This window comes from Candidatus Alistipes pullistercoris (assembly GCF_027665465.1).
Classification (GTDB): domain Bacteria; phylum Bacteroidota; class Bacteroidia; order Bacteroidales; family Rikenellaceae; genus Alistipes_A; species Alistipes_A hominis.
The window spans coordinates 666,244-683,833 of sequence record NZ_JAQDED010000001.1; the positions used below are offsets into that span (position 1 = coordinate 666,244).

General features: G+C 55.4%; 14 protein-coding genes. 9 read left to right on the plus strand and 5 right to left on the minus strand.

Annotated features, from left to right (window positions below):
* Window positions 1–4: 4 nt before the first annotated feature.
* From PGR91_RS02910 to PGR91_RS02930, 5 genes are all read left to right on the plus strand, one after another.
* Entirely contained in the window at window positions 5–1,222 is a 1,218-nt protein-coding gene (locus tag PGR91_RS02910) for a glycoside hydrolase family 57 protein (RefSeq protein ID WP_055203018.1), read from the plus strand.
* A 196-nt stretch (window positions 1,223–1,418) separates the two neighbouring features.
* Complete coding sequence (locus PGR91_RS02915) at window positions 1,419–2,576, plus strand: TlpA disulfide reductase family protein (RefSeq protein WP_101573595.1); 1,158 nt, start codon at window positions 1,419–1,421, stop codon at window positions 2,574–2,576.
* Window positions 2,576–3,322, plus strand: a complete 747-nt coding sequence (locus PGR91_RS02920; RefSeq protein WP_101573593.1) for a UDP-2,3-diacylglucosamine diphosphatase — start codon at window positions 2,576–2,578, stop codon at window positions 3,320–3,322. Before PGR91_RS02915 ends, PGR91_RS02920 begins: the two co-directional genes overlap by 1 nt.
* Window positions 3,323–3,326: 4 nt before the next feature.
* Window positions 3,327–4,121 carry a thymidylate synthase gene (locus PGR91_RS02925; RefSeq protein ID WP_055203022.1) on the plus strand — a complete coding sequence of 265 codons (795 nt, stop codon included), beginning with the start codon at window positions 3,327–3,329 and terminating at the stop codon, window positions 4,119–4,121.
* The gene (locus PGR91_RS02930; RefSeq protein ID WP_055203025.1) at window positions 4,118–4,600 is read left to right on the plus strand and encodes a dihydrofolate reductase; all 483 of its coding nucleotides are present in this window, start codon (window positions 4,118–4,120) and stop codon (window positions 4,598–4,600) included. The genes PGR91_RS02925 and PGR91_RS02930 overlap by 4 nt, the downstream gene beginning before the upstream one ends.
* An 11-nt stretch (window positions 4,601–4,611) precedes the next feature.
* Here the strand turns inward: PGR91_RS02930 and PGR91_RS02935 are convergent, their stop codons facing one another.
* Window positions 4,612–6,111, minus strand: coding sequence for a potassium/proton antiporter (locus PGR91_RS02935; RefSeq protein WP_118655612.1), 1,500 nt, complete (start codon window positions 6,109–6,111; stop codon window positions 4,612–4,614).
* A gap of 306 nt (window positions 6,112–6,417) precedes the next feature.
* Between PGR91_RS02935 and PGR91_RS02940 the strand changes: the two genes are divergently transcribed.
* On the plus strand, window positions 6,418–7,065 hold the full coding sequence (locus PGR91_RS02940; RefSeq protein ID WP_101573589.1) for a DUF4136 domain-containing protein: 648 nt from the start codon (window positions 6,418–6,420) through the stop codon (window positions 7,063–7,065).
* A 43-nt stretch (window positions 7,066–7,108) separates the two neighbouring features.
* A complete protein-coding gene (locus PGR91_RS02945) occupies window positions 7,109–7,741 on the plus strand; it encodes an outer membrane beta-barrel protein (RefSeq protein WP_101573587.1) in 633 nt (210 codons plus the stop codon).
* A gap of 92 nt (window positions 7,742–7,833) precedes the next feature.
* Here PGR91_RS02945 and PGR91_RS02950 read toward each other — a convergent pair whose 3' ends face one another.
* Window positions 7,834–9,147 carry a UDP-glucose dehydrogenase family protein gene (locus PGR91_RS02950; protein ID WP_118457933.1) on the minus strand — a complete coding sequence of 438 codons (1,314 nt, stop codon included), beginning with the start codon at window positions 9,145–9,147 and terminating at the stop codon, window positions 7,834–7,836.
* Between the two features lie 208 nt (window positions 9,148–9,355).
* Here PGR91_RS02950 and PGR91_RS02955 point away from each other — a divergent pair, with 208 nt between their 5' ends.
* Together PGR91_RS02955 and PGR91_RS02960 are read left to right on the plus strand one after the other, a co-directional pair.
* Entirely contained in the window at window positions 9,356–10,459 is a 1,104-nt protein-coding gene (locus PGR91_RS02955; protein WP_118655614.1) for an MraY family glycosyltransferase, read from the plus strand.
* A 73-nt stretch (window positions 10,460–10,532) separates the two neighbouring features.
* Window positions 10,533–12,887 (plus strand): SLBB domain-containing protein, encoded by a 2,355-nt coding sequence (locus PGR91_RS02960; RefSeq protein ID WP_257937112.1) that lies wholly within the window; start codon window positions 10,533–10,535, stop codon window positions 12,885–12,887.
* A 160-nt stretch (window positions 12,888–13,047) separates the two neighbouring features.
* On the opposite strand, the gene PGR91_RS02965 is transcribed toward PGR91_RS02960, so the two are convergent.
* The 3 genes from PGR91_RS02965 to PGR91_RS02975 form a co-directional block, all read right to left on the minus strand.
* The gene (locus tag PGR91_RS02965) at window positions 13,048–13,944 is read right to left on the minus strand and encodes a ComEC/Rec2 family competence protein (RefSeq protein WP_118457931.1); all 897 of its coding nucleotides are present in this window, start codon (window positions 13,942–13,944) and stop codon (window positions 13,048–13,050) included.
* Window positions 13,941–15,371, minus strand: coding sequence for an MFS transporter (locus tag PGR91_RS02970; RefSeq protein WP_118655616.1), 1,431 nt, complete (start codon window positions 15,369–15,371; stop codon window positions 13,941–13,943). The genes PGR91_RS02965 and PGR91_RS02970 overlap by 4 nt, the downstream gene beginning before the upstream one ends.
* A gap of 75 nt (window positions 15,372–15,446) precedes the next feature.
* Window positions 15,447–17,447, minus strand: coding sequence for a tetratricopeptide repeat protein (locus tag PGR91_RS02975; RefSeq protein WP_101573672.1), 2,001 nt, complete (start codon window positions 17,445–17,447; stop codon window positions 15,447–15,449).
* Between the last annotated feature and the right edge of the window lie 143 nt (window positions 17,448–17,590).

The following is a 17,590-nucleotide window of genomic DNA, read 5'->3' on the forward strand; positions in this document are numbered from 1 at the left end:
GGTTATGAAAACAATCTGCATCTATTTTCAGGTACATCAGCCGATGAGACTGAAAAAGTACCGTTTTTTCAATATGGGTAAGGACCACGAGTACCTGGACGATTACGCCAATCGTGCGATCATGCAGAAAGTGGCGCGGGAATGCTACCTGCCGATGAACGAGCTGTTAGCCGGACTGATCCGCAAAAACGGCAAAAAGTTCAAAGTCAGTTTTTCGATTTCCGGGATCGCGGTCGAACAGTTCAGGATGTATGCGCCCGAAGTGCTGGACAGCTTCCAGGCGTTGGCGCGTACGGGCTGCGTCGAGTTCTTGGCCGAAACGTATTCGCATTCGCTGGCGGCGCTGGCCGACCGGGACGAATTCGTGGCTCAGGTGAAGCAGCACTGTGCGTTGATGGAGAAGGAATTCGGCGTAAAGCCCACGGCTTTTCGCAATACCGAACTGATCTATTCGGATCATATCGGTGAAGTGGTCGCTTCGATGGGGTTCCGCACGATGTTGGCCGAAGGCGCCAAGCACGTTCTGGGATGGAAAAGTCCGAATTACGTCTATGCCAATGCGATTGACCAGAAGTTGCACCTGCTGCTGCGGAATTTCAAGCTGAGCGACGATATTGCGTTCCGTTTTTCTGACCGGGGATGGTCGCAGTGGCCGCTGACGGCCGAGAAATACGTGAGCTGGCTGAACAATCCGGAACTTCCGGGCGAGGTGATCAACCTGTTTATGGACTACGAGACGTTCGGGGAGCATCAGAAGGCCGACAGCGGGATCTTCGAATTCATGAAACACCTGCCGAATGCAGCGCTGGCGACCGGGTCGCTGAAGTTCGCCACGCCGACCGAGGTATCCAAAAAGTTCCAGCCGGTGGCTATCTTGCACGCTCCCTACCCGATTTCGTGGGCCGACGAGGAGCGGGACATTACGGCCTGGCTCGGCAACGAACTCCAGAACGAAGCGTTCAAAAAACTTTATGCGTTGAAAGATAAGATCCGGGCGATCAATCATCCCGATTTTTACCATGCGTGGAATTTCATGCAGGTGTCGGATCATTTTTATTACATGGCGACGAAATGGTTCTCGGACGGCGACGTTCACAGCTATTTCAACCCGTACGAGTCGCCTTACGAAGCGTTCATCAATTACATGAACGTGCTGAGCGATTTCGAGATCGAGGTCGACCGGAAATATAAGGAAACGATGCAGGAATCGGTTCCCGCCTGACGGGCGGGAACGCTGTTCTGCAAAGCGGGCCGGGTTTCGAAACCCGGCCCGCTTTGTTTCGGAGATACTATAAATGCCGGGAAAATCGTTTTATATTGTGAGAAAATTAATCTATTTTTGTAACTTTAAAAAAGTCACGGGTTTCGTGCTTCGGCCCGGCCGTGACGACCGTATTGATAATACGAGAGGAAACTGTATGAAAAAGATTCTTTCGGTCATTACCCTGACCGTGTTGATCGCATCTTGCGGACAGGATCGCAAAGCGCGTGTCCAGGGCTCTTTCTCGGGACTGTCTCACGATACCGTGTTGCTGGAAATGGTTACGACGCAGGGACGCCGGATCGTGGATTCGACCGTTATCGACCAAGGGGGCGATTTCCGTTTTCGGGTGAAGCTGCCCGAGAAAGGCCCCGTATTTTACAACCTGCTTTGCGACGGCAGTGCGATTCCGCTGATCGTGACGCCCGGAGACCGGATCGAGGTCAACTCGCTGTGCGACCTGGCCCGGAACTACACGGTCGAAGGCTCCGAGGAGTCGCAGTTGCTCAAGCAGTTCAATACGCAGTACGGCAACGGCGTCGCGACGCTCGATTCGTTGTCGAAGATTTACCGGAATACGCCCGTGGTGGCGGATACCGAAAAGCGGCGGAAAAACCTGCTGGATCAGTACCTGGCGGAGTATTACCGGATCAAGCGCGAGCACATCGCTTTCATTATGGCCCATCCTTCGTCGATGGCTGCCGTTTATGCGCTGTACCAACGGTTGCCGGACGACCCGTGGCTGTTCAATGAAAAAACCGATCTGATCTATTACCGGATCGTCGCGGATTCGTCGTCGGTGCGCTATCCCGATGCTTCGCGCGTGAAGGTGCTTCAAAAAGAGATCGAAGAGCGGAAAAAGGTGCTCGAACTGGCCGACCGGATACAGAACCAGTCGGGGAACGCGCTGAATTATCCGGAAATCGACTTGCAGGATGTGTACGGCAAGGATCAGAAGTTGTCTTCGCTGGACGGAAAAACAATCCTCGTCAGTTTCTGGTCGACCCGGGATTCCCGCTATCCGGTGCAAAACGCCGAAATGAGGGAGCTGTATAAAACTTATAAAGACCGAGGACTGGCCATCTATCAGGTATCGCTGGACGACGAGAAAGCCGACTGGGTGACGGTGGTGCAGGATCAGAAGCTCCCGTGGATCAACGTGTTCGATCCGCGCGGCACGGGCGGTATCGCGGCCATGAGCTATAACGTCCAGGCCGTGCCGTCGAACGTGCTGATCAGTTCCGACGGTGCGATCGTGGCTCGTAACCTTTTCGGGGATCAACTGAAAAATAAAGTCGCCGAACTGGTCAGGTAATGTACTATTTCGCATCGGATATCCATTTGGGCCTCAAGGTGGGGCAGACGCACGCTACGCGCGAGCGGTTGTTCGTCCGCTGGCTCGACGAAGTGTCTGCGGATGCCGAGGCGATTTTTCTGGTGGGCGATGTTTTCGATTTCTGGTACGAGTATCGGCGCGTCGTGCCGAAAGGGTTCACGCGGCTGCTGGGAAAACTGTCGGAACTGACCGACCGAGGGGTCGCCGTCCATTTTTTTCCCGGTAACCACGACCTCTGGGCGTTCGACTACTTGCAGACCGAGTGCGGGGTGGTACTGCACCGAGCCGATTACGAAATTCTCGCGTTGGCCGGGAAACGGGTTTTCATCGGACACGGCGATGTGTTCGGCAAGCGGGGGCGCGGGGGACGGCTGCTGAGCCGGGTGTTTCGCAGCCGGGCGATCCAGTGGGTTTTCTCGACATTCGTCCATCCGAATGCGGCGATGCGTTTCGGCCATTGGTGGAGCGGTTCGAACCGTAAGGCGAAACCGATCCGGCATGCGTTCCGCGGCGCAGAAGAGCCGATCGTGCGTTTCGCCTCCGATTTCCTGAAAGAACATCCGGGGATCGACCTGTTCGTTTGCGGGCATATTCATTGCGCGGAGATCGTTCCGCTCGCGGGCGGCAGCCGGATCGCATTCCTCGGCGAGTGGATCGACCGCCCCACTTACGGCAAACTGGATCAAAACGGATTTACGCTGAACAGCTATCCGACAACATCATAACGACATGCAACAATATCTCGACCTGCTCCGCCATATCAAGACCTGCGGCACCGTGAAAGGCGACCGCACGGGTACCGGTACGATCAGCACGTTCGGCTATCAGATGCGTTTCGACCTCGGAGCGGGGTTTCCGGCGCTGACGACCAAAAAGCTGCACTTGCGTTCGATTATTCATGAGCTGCTGTGGTTCCTGCGCGGCGATACCAACATCCGCTATCTGCACGACAACAACGTGACGATTTGGGACGAATGGGCCGATGCCAACGGCGACCTCGGACCTATTTACGGATACCAGTGGCGCAGTTGGCCCGCGCCGGACGGCAGCCATATCGACCAGATCGCGCAGGTGGTCGACCAGATCCGCAGCAATCCGGACTCGCGCCGGCTGATCGTCAGCGCGTGGAACGTGGCCGAGATCGATAGGATGGCGCTGCCGCCGTGCCATGCGCTGTTCCAGTTCTACGTGGCGGACGGCAAACTCTCCTGTCAGCTTTACCAGCGCAGCGCGGACGTTTTTCTCGGCGTGCCGTTCAATATCGCTTCGTATGCGCTGTTGACGATGATGATCGCGCAGGCGACCGGCCTGCGGCCCGGCGAGTTCGTGCATACGCTCGGCGATGCGCACATCTACCTGAATCATACCGAACAGGTCGACCTGCAACTGGCGCGCACGCCGCGACCGTTGCCGGTGATGAAGATCAACCCCGACGTCAAATCGGTCTTCGACTTCCGTTACGAGGATTTTTCGCTCGAAGGCTACGATCCCTGGCCGTCTATTAAAGCGCCGATCGCCGTATGATCTCGATTATCGTGGCCGTAGCGCGCAACGGGGTGATCGGGGATCGCAACCGGCTGATCTGGCATATTTCGGAAGATTTACGCCGGTTCAAGGCGATTACTACCGGGCATCCGGTGATTATGGGACGCAAGACTTTCGAATCGCTCGGGCGTCCGCTGCCGAACCGGATCAACGTCGTGGTGACCCGGCAGACCGGTTACCGCGCCGAAGGGTGCGTCGTCGCCGGTTCGTTGGAGGATGCGATCCGGCGTTTCGATCCGTCCGAAGAGATTTTCGTGATCGGCGGCGCGCAGATTTATGCCCAGGCGTTGCCGCTGGCCGACCGCTTTTACCTGACGCGGGTGGAGGCCGATTACGAAGGCGATACCCTTTTCCCGGCGTGGAATCCGGCCGATTGGACGCCGGTACGCGAGGAACGTCGCGAACGCGGCGAAAAGTTCGAACATCCTTTCGTTTTTTTGGATTACGTCCGCCGTTAGGTTTCCGGCATTCAGGATGCCGGTTCGGACGGAGTATTGGAATCCGGGACTTCCGTGTCCGGATTTTTTTTGCTGTGCGAAATGATCATCAGCTTGTCGTTCAGATAAAGCTTGCTGCGTCCGTTCGGAATAAAGAAGGTGTCGTCGCGCTTGACGGTCACGACCAGTTCGTCGTCCGGCAGCGGCAGGTCCATCAGCCGGTCGCCTTTGACCAGCATGTCGGCGGTCACGTCGATTTCGGACAGGGTGGATTTGATCTCCGCCGGCAGTTCTTCGAAGTTGAATTTCCGGCTTTTGGAAGCCGTGTCGTCCGTCAGTTTCAGTTTTTTAGCCATGAAGTTCACCGTCGTGCCCTGTACGACCAGCGAGACGATCGTGATGAAGAATACGATGTTGAAGATCAGCGATGCGTTTTCGATACCCGCCGTGAGCGGATAAGTGGCGAAAATGATCGGTACGGCGCCGCGCAGACCGACCCACGACACGTAGGATTTGGCGCGGGTACTCATTTTGCGGAACGGAAGTAGGCATAGGAATACGGTCGCCGGGCGGGCCAGGAAGATCATTACGACCGAGATCAGCAGCCCGATCGCCATTACCGGGATCAGTTCTTTCGGATTGACGAGCAGTCCGAGCGTGAGGAACATGACCAACTGCGAAAGCCAGGCGATGACGTCGAAAAAGGTCGCTGTGCTGCGATGATGCGGCATTTTGTTGTTGCCGACGACCAGCCCGGCGATGTAAACGGCCAAATAGCCGTTGCCCTGAATCAGATTCGTGAACGAAAAGATAAAGAAGACGCAGGCCAGCAGCAACACGGGGTAAAAGGAGCGGTTGTCGATGTTCAGCCGGTTGATCAGCAGCAACGAGACGCGTCCGAGCACGTATCCGGCGACGGCCCCGATCGAGATCTGCAACAGCAGGATCGAAACCGACTCGCCGAAACTCATTTCGCCGACCTGGATGATCTGGATGAACAGGATCGTCAGGATGTTGGCCATCGGGTCGTTGCTGCCGCTTTCGAATTCCAGCAGCGGACGCATGTTCTCTTTGAGTTTCAGTCCTTTCGATCGCAATATCGAGAATACCGAGGCCGAATCGGTCGACGACATTACGGCGGCCAGCAGCAGCGATTCGTAAAGCGTCAGCGAAAAACTCGGGAAAAGGTAATCCGTAATCAGGTAGATGGCTCCTCCGGTGATGGCGGTGGTCAGCATGACGCCCAACGTAGCGAGGATGATTCCCTGTCCGAGAACCGGGCGGATCTCTTTGAACTTGGTGTCCATGCCCCCGGAAAACAGAATGACGCTCAGTGCGATCATTCCGATGAACTGGGCGATCGTCGGGCTGTTGAACTGGATGCCTACGCCGTCGCTGCCGAATGCCATCCCCACGCCGAGAAAAAGTAGCAACATCGGCACACCGAACTTGTAACCGGCTTTTCCCGCGACAATACTCACAAACAATAAAACCGCTCCCACCAACAGGATATTCCCGGCATCCAGCACCATCTTTCTCGAAAGTTAGAATAATTATAGAAAACGTCTCATCTGCTCAAAGATACGAATTTTTGTCGTGCATCGCAAGATTTATGCCTTAAGAAAGTCTTTTCGGAACAAAATAAAGATTTATCGGGGAGCGGTTTCGGGAATGAAAAAACATCGCGTTCGGGCGCAAAAGCAGGAAGTTTGGGAGGAGATTTGCCGCCGGTCGGCGCGGTTTCGGCAGACGGGGCGAAAGTAGTGTGGAACGGATTTTGAAATAGATTCGGTTGTAGTATTTATAGAATTCGAAAACCTTATTAAATAGCAAAGAGTATGAAAAAATTAATTTACGTTTTGATTGCCGTTTTTGCACTGACCTCTTGTCGGGAGGATCCGGATCTGGGAGATCTGAGCAGTGATTTTCTGGTGTTTACCAATTACGACGGCAAGGCGGATTTCAACCGTTTCACCCGTTATTATATGCCCGACAGCGTGATGGTGATCGGCGATACGAAAGATCCGGAATACTGGACGGGCAGCAAGGCCGCCGATATCCTGAAAGCCTATGAGGATAACATGCAGGCCTGCGGTTATGTCCGTACGGACGATAAATCGGAAGCCGACGTCGGTTTGCAGATCAGCTACGTGCAGAGCGTCGCCTATTTCGTGGATTACCGCAATCCTTATTGGTGGAACGAATATCCCGGTTATTGGCTTCCCGGCTACTGGGGCGATTGGGGATACTGGTATTACCCTTATCCGGTCGTGTACAGTTACAGCGTCGGTTCGCTGCTGACCGAGATGGTCGACCTGAGTACGTCGCCCAGCGCCGACCGAAAACTGACCGTCGTCTGGAACAGCTTCCTGAGCGGATTGCTGAGCGGATCGGACGCGTTCAACATGGAACTGACCGTAAGGGCTATCAATCAGTCGTTCGTGCAGTCCCCCTATCTGGTCAGAAGCGCCGCAGTCGGGGAATAAGTTCCGTTTCAACCCATGTAGAATTTAAAAACAGCAGAATATCATGAAAAACATAAAAAGCAAATTAACGGGATGGGCAGCGGTTGCCGTTGCGGCGTTGTTGCTGCCGTCCGTCGGTCGTGCTCAGGGCAACGACAACATCTATCTGAATATCGACTGGCAGTACAACGTGCCGCTCGGAGCCAGCTTCGCCGATAAATCGAGCGGCTGGGGAATGAACTTCGAGGGCGGTTATTATTTCCCGAATAATTTCGGCGTGGGTGCGTTCATCGCTTACCATACCAACAACGAGTACATTCCGAGGCAGACTTTTCCGGTCGGCGAGACTTCGACGGTGACTACCGACCAGCAGCATTCGGTCTTCCAGTTGCCGTTCGGCGCCACCGGACGTTATCGTTTCTTGCAGACGAACGTGCTGGAACCTTACGTAGCCCTGAAACTCGGCGCCAATTACGCGCGCATTTCTTCCAACTTCTACATATTGGAAGCCTATGAAAAGACGTGGGGATTCTATATGTCGCCGGAAATCGGTCTGAACGTTCGCCCGTTCGGGGCATCCGGCTTCGGGTTTCACTTCGCTCTTTATTATAGCTATGCGACCAACAGCGGGACGGTGTTGAAATACAAGACCGACCAGTTGAATAATTTCGGTTTCCGGATCGGCGTGGGATTCTGACGACCGTCAAAAATATGAATCCGGCGGAGTCTTGAACAGACTCCGCCGTTTTTTTGTCCGGAACTGCAGCCGGGAAACGGGGCCGCCTCGGATCAGCCCCCGATGTAGTGGTAGACGATCGACGTGCCGTCGAATTCGTGTTTGTCGTAAATGTTGCGGCCGTCGAACAGCGCCGGACAGCGCATCGTCCGTTCGATGACCGGCCAGGACGGTATCCGGAATTCTTTCCATTCGGTGACCAGCAGCAGGGCGTCCGCATCGACGACCGCTTCGTACATGTCCTTCGCATAGGCGACTTTGTCTCCGACGACGCGGCGGCATTCGTCCATCGCTACCGGGTCGTATACGGTGATCCGGCCGCCGGCCCGGAGGATCAGGTCGATCAGCACCAGCGACGGAGCTTCGCGGATGTCGTCCGTCTGCGGTTTGAAGGCGACGCCCCACATCGCGATCCGCTTGCCGGTCAGATCGCCGCCGAAATAACGCATCAACTTGTCGAACAGCACGCGTTTCTGCTGCTGGTTGACACTTTCGACCGCGTGGAGCACCTGCATCCGGTATCCGCGCTGTTCTGCCGTATGAATCAGCGCCTTGACGTCTTTCGGGAAGCAGGACCCCCCATAACCGCAGCCCGGATAGAGGAATTTGCTGCCGATTCGCGGATCGCTGCCGATCCCTTTGCGAACCATGTGGATGTCGGCTCCGACCAGTTCGCACAGGTTGGCGATGTCGTTGATGAAGCTGATCCGCGTAGCCAACATGCAGTTGGCCGCGTATTTGGTCATTTCTGCGGACGGGATGTCCATGAAGATCACACGGAAGTTGTTCAGCAGGAAAGGCCGGTAGAGCCGGGTCATCAGTTTGCGGGCCCGTTCGCTGTCGATTCCTACGATCACGCGGTCGGGACTCATGAAATCTTTGATGGCATTTCCCTCTTTCAGAAATTCCGGATTGGAAGCCACGTCGAACGGGACTTCGATTCCGCGCGCCGCCAGTTCCCGTTCGACCGTTTCCCTGACCTTCGCGGCGGTGCCTACCGGTACCGTGCTTTTGGTGACCAGCAGCGTATACTTCGAAACGCTCGCCCCGAACGTTTTCGCGACGTCGAGCACATGGCTCAGATCCGCCCCCCCGTCTTCGTCCGGCGGCGTGCCGACCGCGATGAAGACGACGTCGACGCTGTTGACGACCGCGCCCAAATCGGTTCCGAACGACAGGCGTCCCGCCCGCATGTTTTTTTGGATCAACGTGTCCAGTTCCGGTTCGTAGATCGGAACCTTTCCGTTTTGCAGGCGTTCGATCTTCTCCGGATTCGTATCTATGCAGGTGACTTTGATCCCCATTTCCGCGAAGCAGGTGCCCGATACCAATCCGACGTACCCGCTGCCGACAATCGCAATTCTCATTGATTTACAGTTTTTGAAAAGCAGGGTTCCCCGTATTCCTGCTCCGGCTCAATACAAGCGGTGAAAATAACGTTTTATTTTATAAAAACAGGGTTTTATCGTTGAAAAATGACGTTTTCGGCCGAAACGAATAAAAATGGAATGCAGACCGGCAGAATGTCAAACATAATTCGTATTTTTGCAAGGCTTTGTTTCTACTGAATACGCAATGTTGAAATTGTTTGTCATAGCTACGTTTCTGATTTCGGCTCTGGTCGGACGTTTGACGATTCCGAAAATCATCCTGATCGCTAAAAAAAAGAAGCTTTTCGATGAGTTTTCCGAACGTAAGCTCCATCATACGAATATTCCCCGTTTGGGCGGCGTCGCTTTCTTCCCGGCTTTCCTGTTCTCGGTTTCGCTGATGATGGGACTGCGGTACTATCTGGGTTACGATATCACGGCGACCGCGCTGGAAACGGATGTTTTCCGCGAGATCATGTTCCTGATAGCGGGGTCCACGTTCATTTTTTTCACCGGACTGTCGGACGATCTGTCGGGCGTGTCGTACAAAAGCAAGTTCGTGATGCAGGTCGCGGTGGCTATTCTGCTGATTTTCGGCGGGATAGGAATCGAGAACTTGGGCGGTCTTTTCGGACTGTATCAGATCCCGGTATGGGCGGGCTGTATCCTGACGGTGTTGGTGGTGGTTTTGCTGGTCAATGCGTATAACCTGATCGACGGGATCGACGGCCTTTGTTCGGGGCTTGCCCTGCTCGCCCTGGGGACGCTGGGCGGATGGTTCTGCTGGAACGAACTGTATGTTTACGGCATGATGACGATGGGGATCGCCGGCGTGGTGAGCGTCTTTTTCTTTTACAACGTGTCGGGAAAGCGGATGAAAATATTCATGGGGGATACCGGGTCGCTGACGCTGGGCTACCTGATCGCTTTTTTCGGGTTGGAATTCTACAACATGAATATCAATACCGATATGTTTCACATACGGTCGGCTCCGGCCGTATTCCTGGGGATGGTGTTTATCCCGGCCTTCGATACGCTCCGCGTTTTTTGCGTGCGGATCAAGGCGGGGCTCTCCCCGTTTTACCCCGACAAGAGACATATTCATCATAAAATGCTGCGGATCGGGCTGACTCATTTCCGCAGCGCGATGGTGATTATCGCTTTGCAGGCCGGTTTTATTTTGTTGAACATCTTGTTGAAAGATTTGAATATCAATTTGCTCTTTGCGATCGATATCGTGCTGGGCATTTTGTTGATTCGCTTGCTGGACATACTGGGCAATCGCAAAACAAATCCGACCGGGAAGTGAGCGGATAATAGAATCAGGGCAGTTGCGTTTTACTAATCCGAACCGTTTTTTTGATAAAATTATAATATTTCATATGAATTCGACACGTAAATCAGGTTATGCTTTACTCATAGGGGCCTTGTTGATGCTAACGGGCGCGTCGGGCCAGGTGGTCGTTACGCCGGGAATGGTGCAGCAGGCGAAAGCGATGGGAGCTTCGGACGCCCAGATCAATGCGGCGATGCATGCGACTTCTCCCTCTTCTTCTCAATCTTCCCGAGCGGATACGTCCGCGGACACGGGCGGGAACGAAGTGCGACGGGAAGCTTCCGCCGATCAGCGGCAGGCATCGGAGGATAAGACTGCCGTTCAGCGCCGTTCGGTCGATTCCCTCACCCGGAATACCGTTTTCGGACAGGAGATATTTTCGACGAAGAACCTGACTTTCGCGCCGAGTTACAACATGGCTACTCCGCCCAGTTACGTGCTGGGGCCCGGCGACGAGGTGATCATCGAAGTCTGGGGCGAGGCGGAATCGCGCGTACAGGAGAAAATTTCCCCGGAAGGCAGTATCAGCATCCAGGGGGTCGGCCCGATCAATTTGGCCGGATTGACGGTTGCCGAAGCCCAAAAAAGGGTCGAATCCCGGATTCACGAGATCATGAACGGACAGGTGAAGGTGTCGCTGGGGCAGATTCGCAGCATCAAGGTCAATATTTCCGGGGAGGTCGTTACTCCGGGGACTTATACGCTGCCTTCGCTGGCGACGCTGTTCAATGCGATCTATTCGGCCGGCGGGGTCAACGGGATCGGGTCGCTCCGGCATATTCAGGTTTTCCGGAACAGCAAGCAAATCGCCGATCTGGATGTGTACGACTACCTGATCAACGGGAAATACGAGACGAATATCCGGCTGGAAGACAACGATATGATCATCGTGCCGCCTTATGACAACCACGTGACGATCGGGGGAAAGATCAAGCGGGAGCGTATTTACGACATGAAAGACGGCGAGACGCTGGCCCGGCTGATCGATTTCGGGGGTGGTTTTACCGGGGATGCTTACAGCGACAACGTGACGGTGCACCGCAAGAGCGGCCGGATGCTGACCATTCTGACGGTGGATAAAGCCGATTTCGGGACGTTCGAGCTGTTGGACGGCGATAGCGTGAGCATCGGGAAGGTGCTGCCGATGTATGCGAACATGGTTGCGATCGAAGGAGCCGTATGGCGTCCGGGCGAGTACGAATTTTCCGAAAAAATCGCGACATTGTCGCAGTTGATCGCAAAAGCCGAAGGGTTGAAGGGCAGCGAGTTCGCCTCGCGGGGACAGATCACCCGGGTGGATATGGCGAACAATTATACGGTGATCCCGTTCGACGTTCGGGAGATCGTCGGCGGACAGACGGACATCGCGCTGCAAAACCTGGATCGGGTTTACATTCCGAATATCTACGATTTGCGGGAAGAATATACGGTTACGGTGAAGGGAGAGGTCAACAACCCGCATACGTTTACTTTCCGCAAGGGGATGACCGTGGAAGACGTCGTCCTGATCTGCGGCGGTTTGCGGGAATCGGCCTCGCTGGCCAAGATCGAGGTGGCCCGCCGGATCAAGGATCCCCAATCGACTTCCTATTCGCCTAAAATCGCGGAAAATTATTCTTTCGAGATATCGGAAGATTTGAAGATCGCGCCGGAAGACAGCCGGTTTCTGATCGAGCCGTTCGACGAGATCTATATCCGCCGGTCTCCGGGGTATTCCGAGCAGCAAAGCGTGGCGATTACCGGCGAAATACTTTTCGGCGGCGAGTATGTGCTCGCTTCGGCCGGGGAACGGCTGTCCGATATCATCAAGAAAGCGGGTGGTTTTACGCCGGAAGCTTATGTCGTCGGGGCGAGCGTGCAGCGGCGGCTGACTGCCGACGACCGCGCCAAAGTCGCAGCCGTGATGGCGATTGCCAATACGAACAAGGGGAAGGATTCCGTATCGACGCAGTCCGTCGAGATTCCCGATTATTATCCGGTGGGGATCGACGTAATGGCGGCCGTTAAGAATCCGGGTTCTAACGACGATATCATCCTGCAGGACGGCGACCGCATCTTTATTCCGAAATTCAATAGTACGGTGCGCGTGTCGGGAGCCGTGTTGTACCAGAATACCGTCGTGTACGACCGGTCGAAAGTGAAGGATTATATTTATCAGGCCGGCGGTTACAAGCAGGAGGCGCGCAGGCGTCCTTTCGTCGTCTACATGAACGGCAAAGTGGCGGCTACCCGCGGCGGATTCCTCTGCAAGCGTTATCCGAAAGTGGAGCCCGGCTGTCAAGTGATCGTTCCGATGAAACAGGAGCGCAAGGGGAACGGGCTGGCTAACGTGATGGGAATGATGTCCTCGACGGCGTCTCTGGCGGCGATGGTCGCTTCGATCATCAACCTGAGCAAGTAAAAGTTGCGATATAAATTCAGAAAAGGAACCGGAATTAGAAAATTCCGGTTCCCTTTTTTGATTGGTGTTGTTTCGGTTCCGGGATTGGCCGGACGGCAAATCCCCGGAATCTGAAGGATAAGATTCCGGGGACTTTAAAAAATGCCGTTTTTGGGTTCGGTTACCCGAGTTTGAACAGTCCCAGACAGCTGACGTGGTGCTCTTTGATTCCCTTTTCATCCATCCAGCGGCGGGTGTCGATCGTTTTCAGCGGGCCGGTGTTGAAACCTTTCCCCTGGTCGTTGTTCCATACCCAAGTCGGCGTGGGCCAGAGGCAGGCTTTGAAATTGATCGTTTTGTAGAAGTTTTCGTCGCAACCCTGCTGCCCGTGATGGGCCATTTGCAGGTAGTCGCAGTCGAGGTCTTTGCGGTAGGGGCCGTTCAGCGCTTTGTTGCCGCACTCGACGCCGGCATCGCCGAGGAATACGAGCGATTTGGCTTTGTCCCACACGCGGATGATCATGCTGGAATTGTTATAGGGGTTCGTGCGGAACTCTTCGTTGGTCACTCCCAGGATCTTGAAATTCAGGCCGTCGATCTGTCCGGTCAGCCCCGGTTCGGTCTGGTTCGCCACCTCGATGCCCGATTTGTCCAGCGCTTCGTAATAGTCCAGCGCATATTGTTGATAGGGGGCCTCGCAGGCGAGCAGCGAGTCGGAGAAACGGGAGTGGTATACCTTATTGATTTTCATGCCGTCGGGTTTTTGCAGGATCTTGGTCAGCGCGCCGACGTGGTCGTTGTGCGGATGCGACGTGAACCATGCTTCCACTTCGTTGCCGAGTGCGGCGATGAATCCCCGCAGGAAAAGCGTTTCGTCGTTCATTCCGCCGTCCATGACGACGACGCGCCCTTTGTCCGTCAGAAAAACGAACGAATTTCCGATCGTGTCTACCTGAGAAGGAAGTTGCCAGAGGGTAAAACCCGATTTGCCGGTTCCTTTTCCCCATAAATCGAGCGGCGCTACCGCCGCTGCGGCGCCTCCGACCAGTGTGACGCGTAAAAAATCTCTTCTTTTCATGGTATTTGAGTTTTAGTGGTTGAGTTCGTTTGCAATTCGTCGTTCGGTTTTTCAAGTCCGTATCCTTTGCGGGCGTCTTCACGGCGCAGCAGGAGCGCGAAGACGATCGACAGTGCCCCGAATCCGGCGAAAATCAGCATCGGCAGCGTGTAGTCGTAGCGCGTGGATACCACGCCGTCGATCACGACGGTGCCGGCGATGCAATGGTTCTTGAGCACGACGCCGATCAACAGCGGGACGAAGGCCAGGCCCCAGTTCTGTATCCAGAAAATCATCGAATAGGAGGTGCCCAGCATCCGGTACGGGACGATTTTCGTCACCGAAGGCCACATGGCCGACGGCACCAGCGAAAGGGCGGCTCCGAGTACCAGTACCAGCACGACGGCCATCCAGTTTGCCGTGAGCGCCGGGATTGCGAACAGAGTGTATACGCAGACCAGCAGCGCCGAGCCGATCAGCATGATCGTAGCCCCGTGTCCCCGTCGGTCGTAAATACTGCCGAACAACGGGGTGAGCAAGATGTTTCCGAACGGCAGCAGGGCCGGTATCGCGCCTGCGAATCCGGGCGATACGTGGAATTTCTGGATCATCAGTTCGGTGGCGTATTTCAGGAACGGGAAAACGGCCGAATAAAACAGCACGCAAAGGATCGTAATGTACCAGAAAGCTTTGATTTTCGCTATTTTGACGATGTCGGACAGTTTGAATTCTTCCTCTTTTTCCGTGCCGGGGAGCGTTTCCGTTTCCCGGTCTTCCCGCCGGTCCAGCACGCAGAAAACCAGGAAGCTCAGCAGACCGATGCAAAGCAGCAACAGACATACGGCGAGCGGAGCGCCCGGATTGCCCGTCATCCGAGCCAGCGGCAGCGACCCGAACATCGCGATCGCGGTTCCGATCCGTCCCGCCGCTACGTTGATGCCGAGGGCCAGCGCGAGCGACCGTCCGCGGAACCATTTGACGACCGCTTTATTGGCCGTAATGCCGATCATTTCGACGCCGACGCCGAAAACGGCGAATCCGAGCGTCGCGTACAGCACCTGCGATTTGACCGAGAAAAGCGAATGCCCTCCGATCGAAAACGACGAGACCGCTCCGCCGAGGTCGGCAGTGATTGCCCAGTATTTCAGCAGGGTGCCCCCGATCATCAGCCCGACCGACAGGACGCCGGCGTAACGGACGCCTTTTTTGTCGAGGATCATACCGCCGAAAATCAGCATCAGCAGGAAGATGTTGAGCCAGCCGTAACCGCTCGTGAACAGCCCGTAGTCGGAGCTGTCCCATCCGAGCTGCTGTTCGAGCAGGGTTTTCAGCGGCGCCATGACGTCGGCGATGACGTAGCCGGTCAGCATCGTGAACGATACCAGTCCCAGTACCGTCCAGCGCAGGACGGGCGACGCGGCCATTTTTTTCCGTATGATCTCTTTCATCGGATCGGTTTGCTGTTAGTCTTTTTCCGTCGACCCGGAAGCGGCGCGTTCGCTGCCGGTGTCGTCGTAGCCGGGCTATTTATTGCCCGGCTGCCCGTATATTTTCAATACTTTATAAGCTTGCTGGATACCCAGTTCCCCGGCCTTGCTCATGTCGAGACATCCTTTGTGGGTGTCTTTCAGGTAGATCTGGATCAGTCCCCGGTTGTAGTACGCCTCTCCGAACTGTGGGTTCAGCTCGATGGCCCGCGTGTAATCCTCCAACGCCTCGGACATTTGTCCCGACAGACAGTACAGGTTGGCGCGATTGTAATACGAGTAGGCGAAATCGGGTAACAGCTTGATCGCCTTGTTCAGGTCGCCGATCGCCTCGTCGTAATTGTACGTACGGGTCGATTGAGTCTTGAGGCGGTTGGCCGGGTCGCTTTCGATGGCGATCCGCTGGAAGCTGTTGTCGATCGACGAGACGAAGTCGATCATCTCGCTTTGCGTCGTGCTGCGGTTCAGGTACAGGAACGGGTTGGACGGGTTGCGGTCGATCGCCGCCGTATAGTTCGAAATGGCGCTGGTGTACTGCTTGATCAGCGATTGCGAGAGTCCCCGTTTGAAATAGATCTGCCATGAGTCGCTTCCCGTCCGGATCGAATCGCCGTTCGCCGCATCGAACGCGATCAGCGAATCGGGCGGAACGTCGCTGTCGCGGTTCACCCATTTCAACAGCGGCAGGCCGATCTGCTTTTTGAAACGCTCGGCTTCTTCCGAGTAATAGGGCTGGAACTGCTGCGGAATCTCGGCGTTCCGGGTGCTGTCGGGTTGTGCCAACGAGAATTTGAACAGCGGCAATAGCGCGATGTCGGCGCTTTTGGCATTGACCTGCTGGTATTCTTCGTCGGTGAAATTATTTTCGAACGATAGCAGTTGGTTGAACTGGCGACTCGTGTCGGCGTAGATCGAGAAGGTGCTGTCGTTCAGCTTCGAGCGGTATTCGGCGATTTTCCGGTCGGCGGTTTCCTTATCGCTGCGCGAACCTTTCAGGTCTTTGGTCGCGTAACGTAGCGACGAGCGATTCAGGTAGGCGTTGGCGAAGTCCGGATAGAGCTCGATGGCGCGCGAATAGTCGCGGATGGCCGCGTCGTAATCGCCCAGTTGGGCGTACAGGCCGGCCCGGTTATAGTAGACGAGCACGTTGTTCGGAGAGTACAGCGCCACCCGGTCGTAGTCTTCCAGCGCCTTGTTGTAGTCCCCGATCTGCGTACGCAAGATCGCCCGGTTGAAATAGGTCAGCGCGCTGGTCGAGTCGAGTTCGATCACCCGGCTGAAATCTTCGATGGCGTCGACCGGCCGCCGGGTGTTCGAGTAGACCAGCGCCCGGTTGAAATAAGCCGGGATAAAAGTCGAGTCGTAGCCGATCGCCCGGTCGAAATCCTGTTTCGCAAGGTCGTATTTTTTCTGACTCAGATACAGCGAGCCGCGACGGTTGTAACCGTTCGGGTCGTAGTAGTTGGTGCGGATGCCCTGGTTGTAGTCTTCCAGGGCGCGCGTGGTGTCCTTCATGTACAGGTAGCTGGTGCCGCGGTTCAGGTAGGCGTCCGAGACCTTGTTGTCATAGCGGATGAAAGTCGTGAAATCCGCGATGGCTTTTTCGAACTGTTGGCTCAGCAGGAAGGTGACTCCGCGGCTGTAATAGGGGCCGGGACGGTCGGGGCGCAGGTCGATGGCTTCCTGGAAATCTTTCAGGGCGTCGTCGTAATTGCCCAGCCGCGAACGGGTGATGGCGCGGTACTGGTAGGCGGTCGTAAAAACCGGATTCTGGCGGATGGCGAGCGTGAAATCCTGTTCGGCGCCCAGCAGGTCGTCGAGGTTGTATTTGGCGATGCCGCGCAGGAAATAACCCTCGGTGGCGGTCGAGTCGACCCGCAACAGGATATTGAGCACCTCGATCGCATCCTGATACTTGCTGTCGATCAGGAAGTTCTGTCCCACGTAGAAAAAGTAGGCCTTGTTGAGTTGCGCTTTTGTTTCCCGGTGCGGCCCGACGGCTGCCAGCAACAACAGAATCAGCAGTATTTTTCGCATTCGCATTCCCGTTTTAAGGTGCTAAGTTAATTATTTTACCGAAAACCCCCGAGTGTTTTCCGGTTAAATTAACGGACGGACGGGCGAAAGTAGTATCGTCCGCAATCGAACCGTCGCGGCTCCGTGCTGCGGGACGGGCGTTC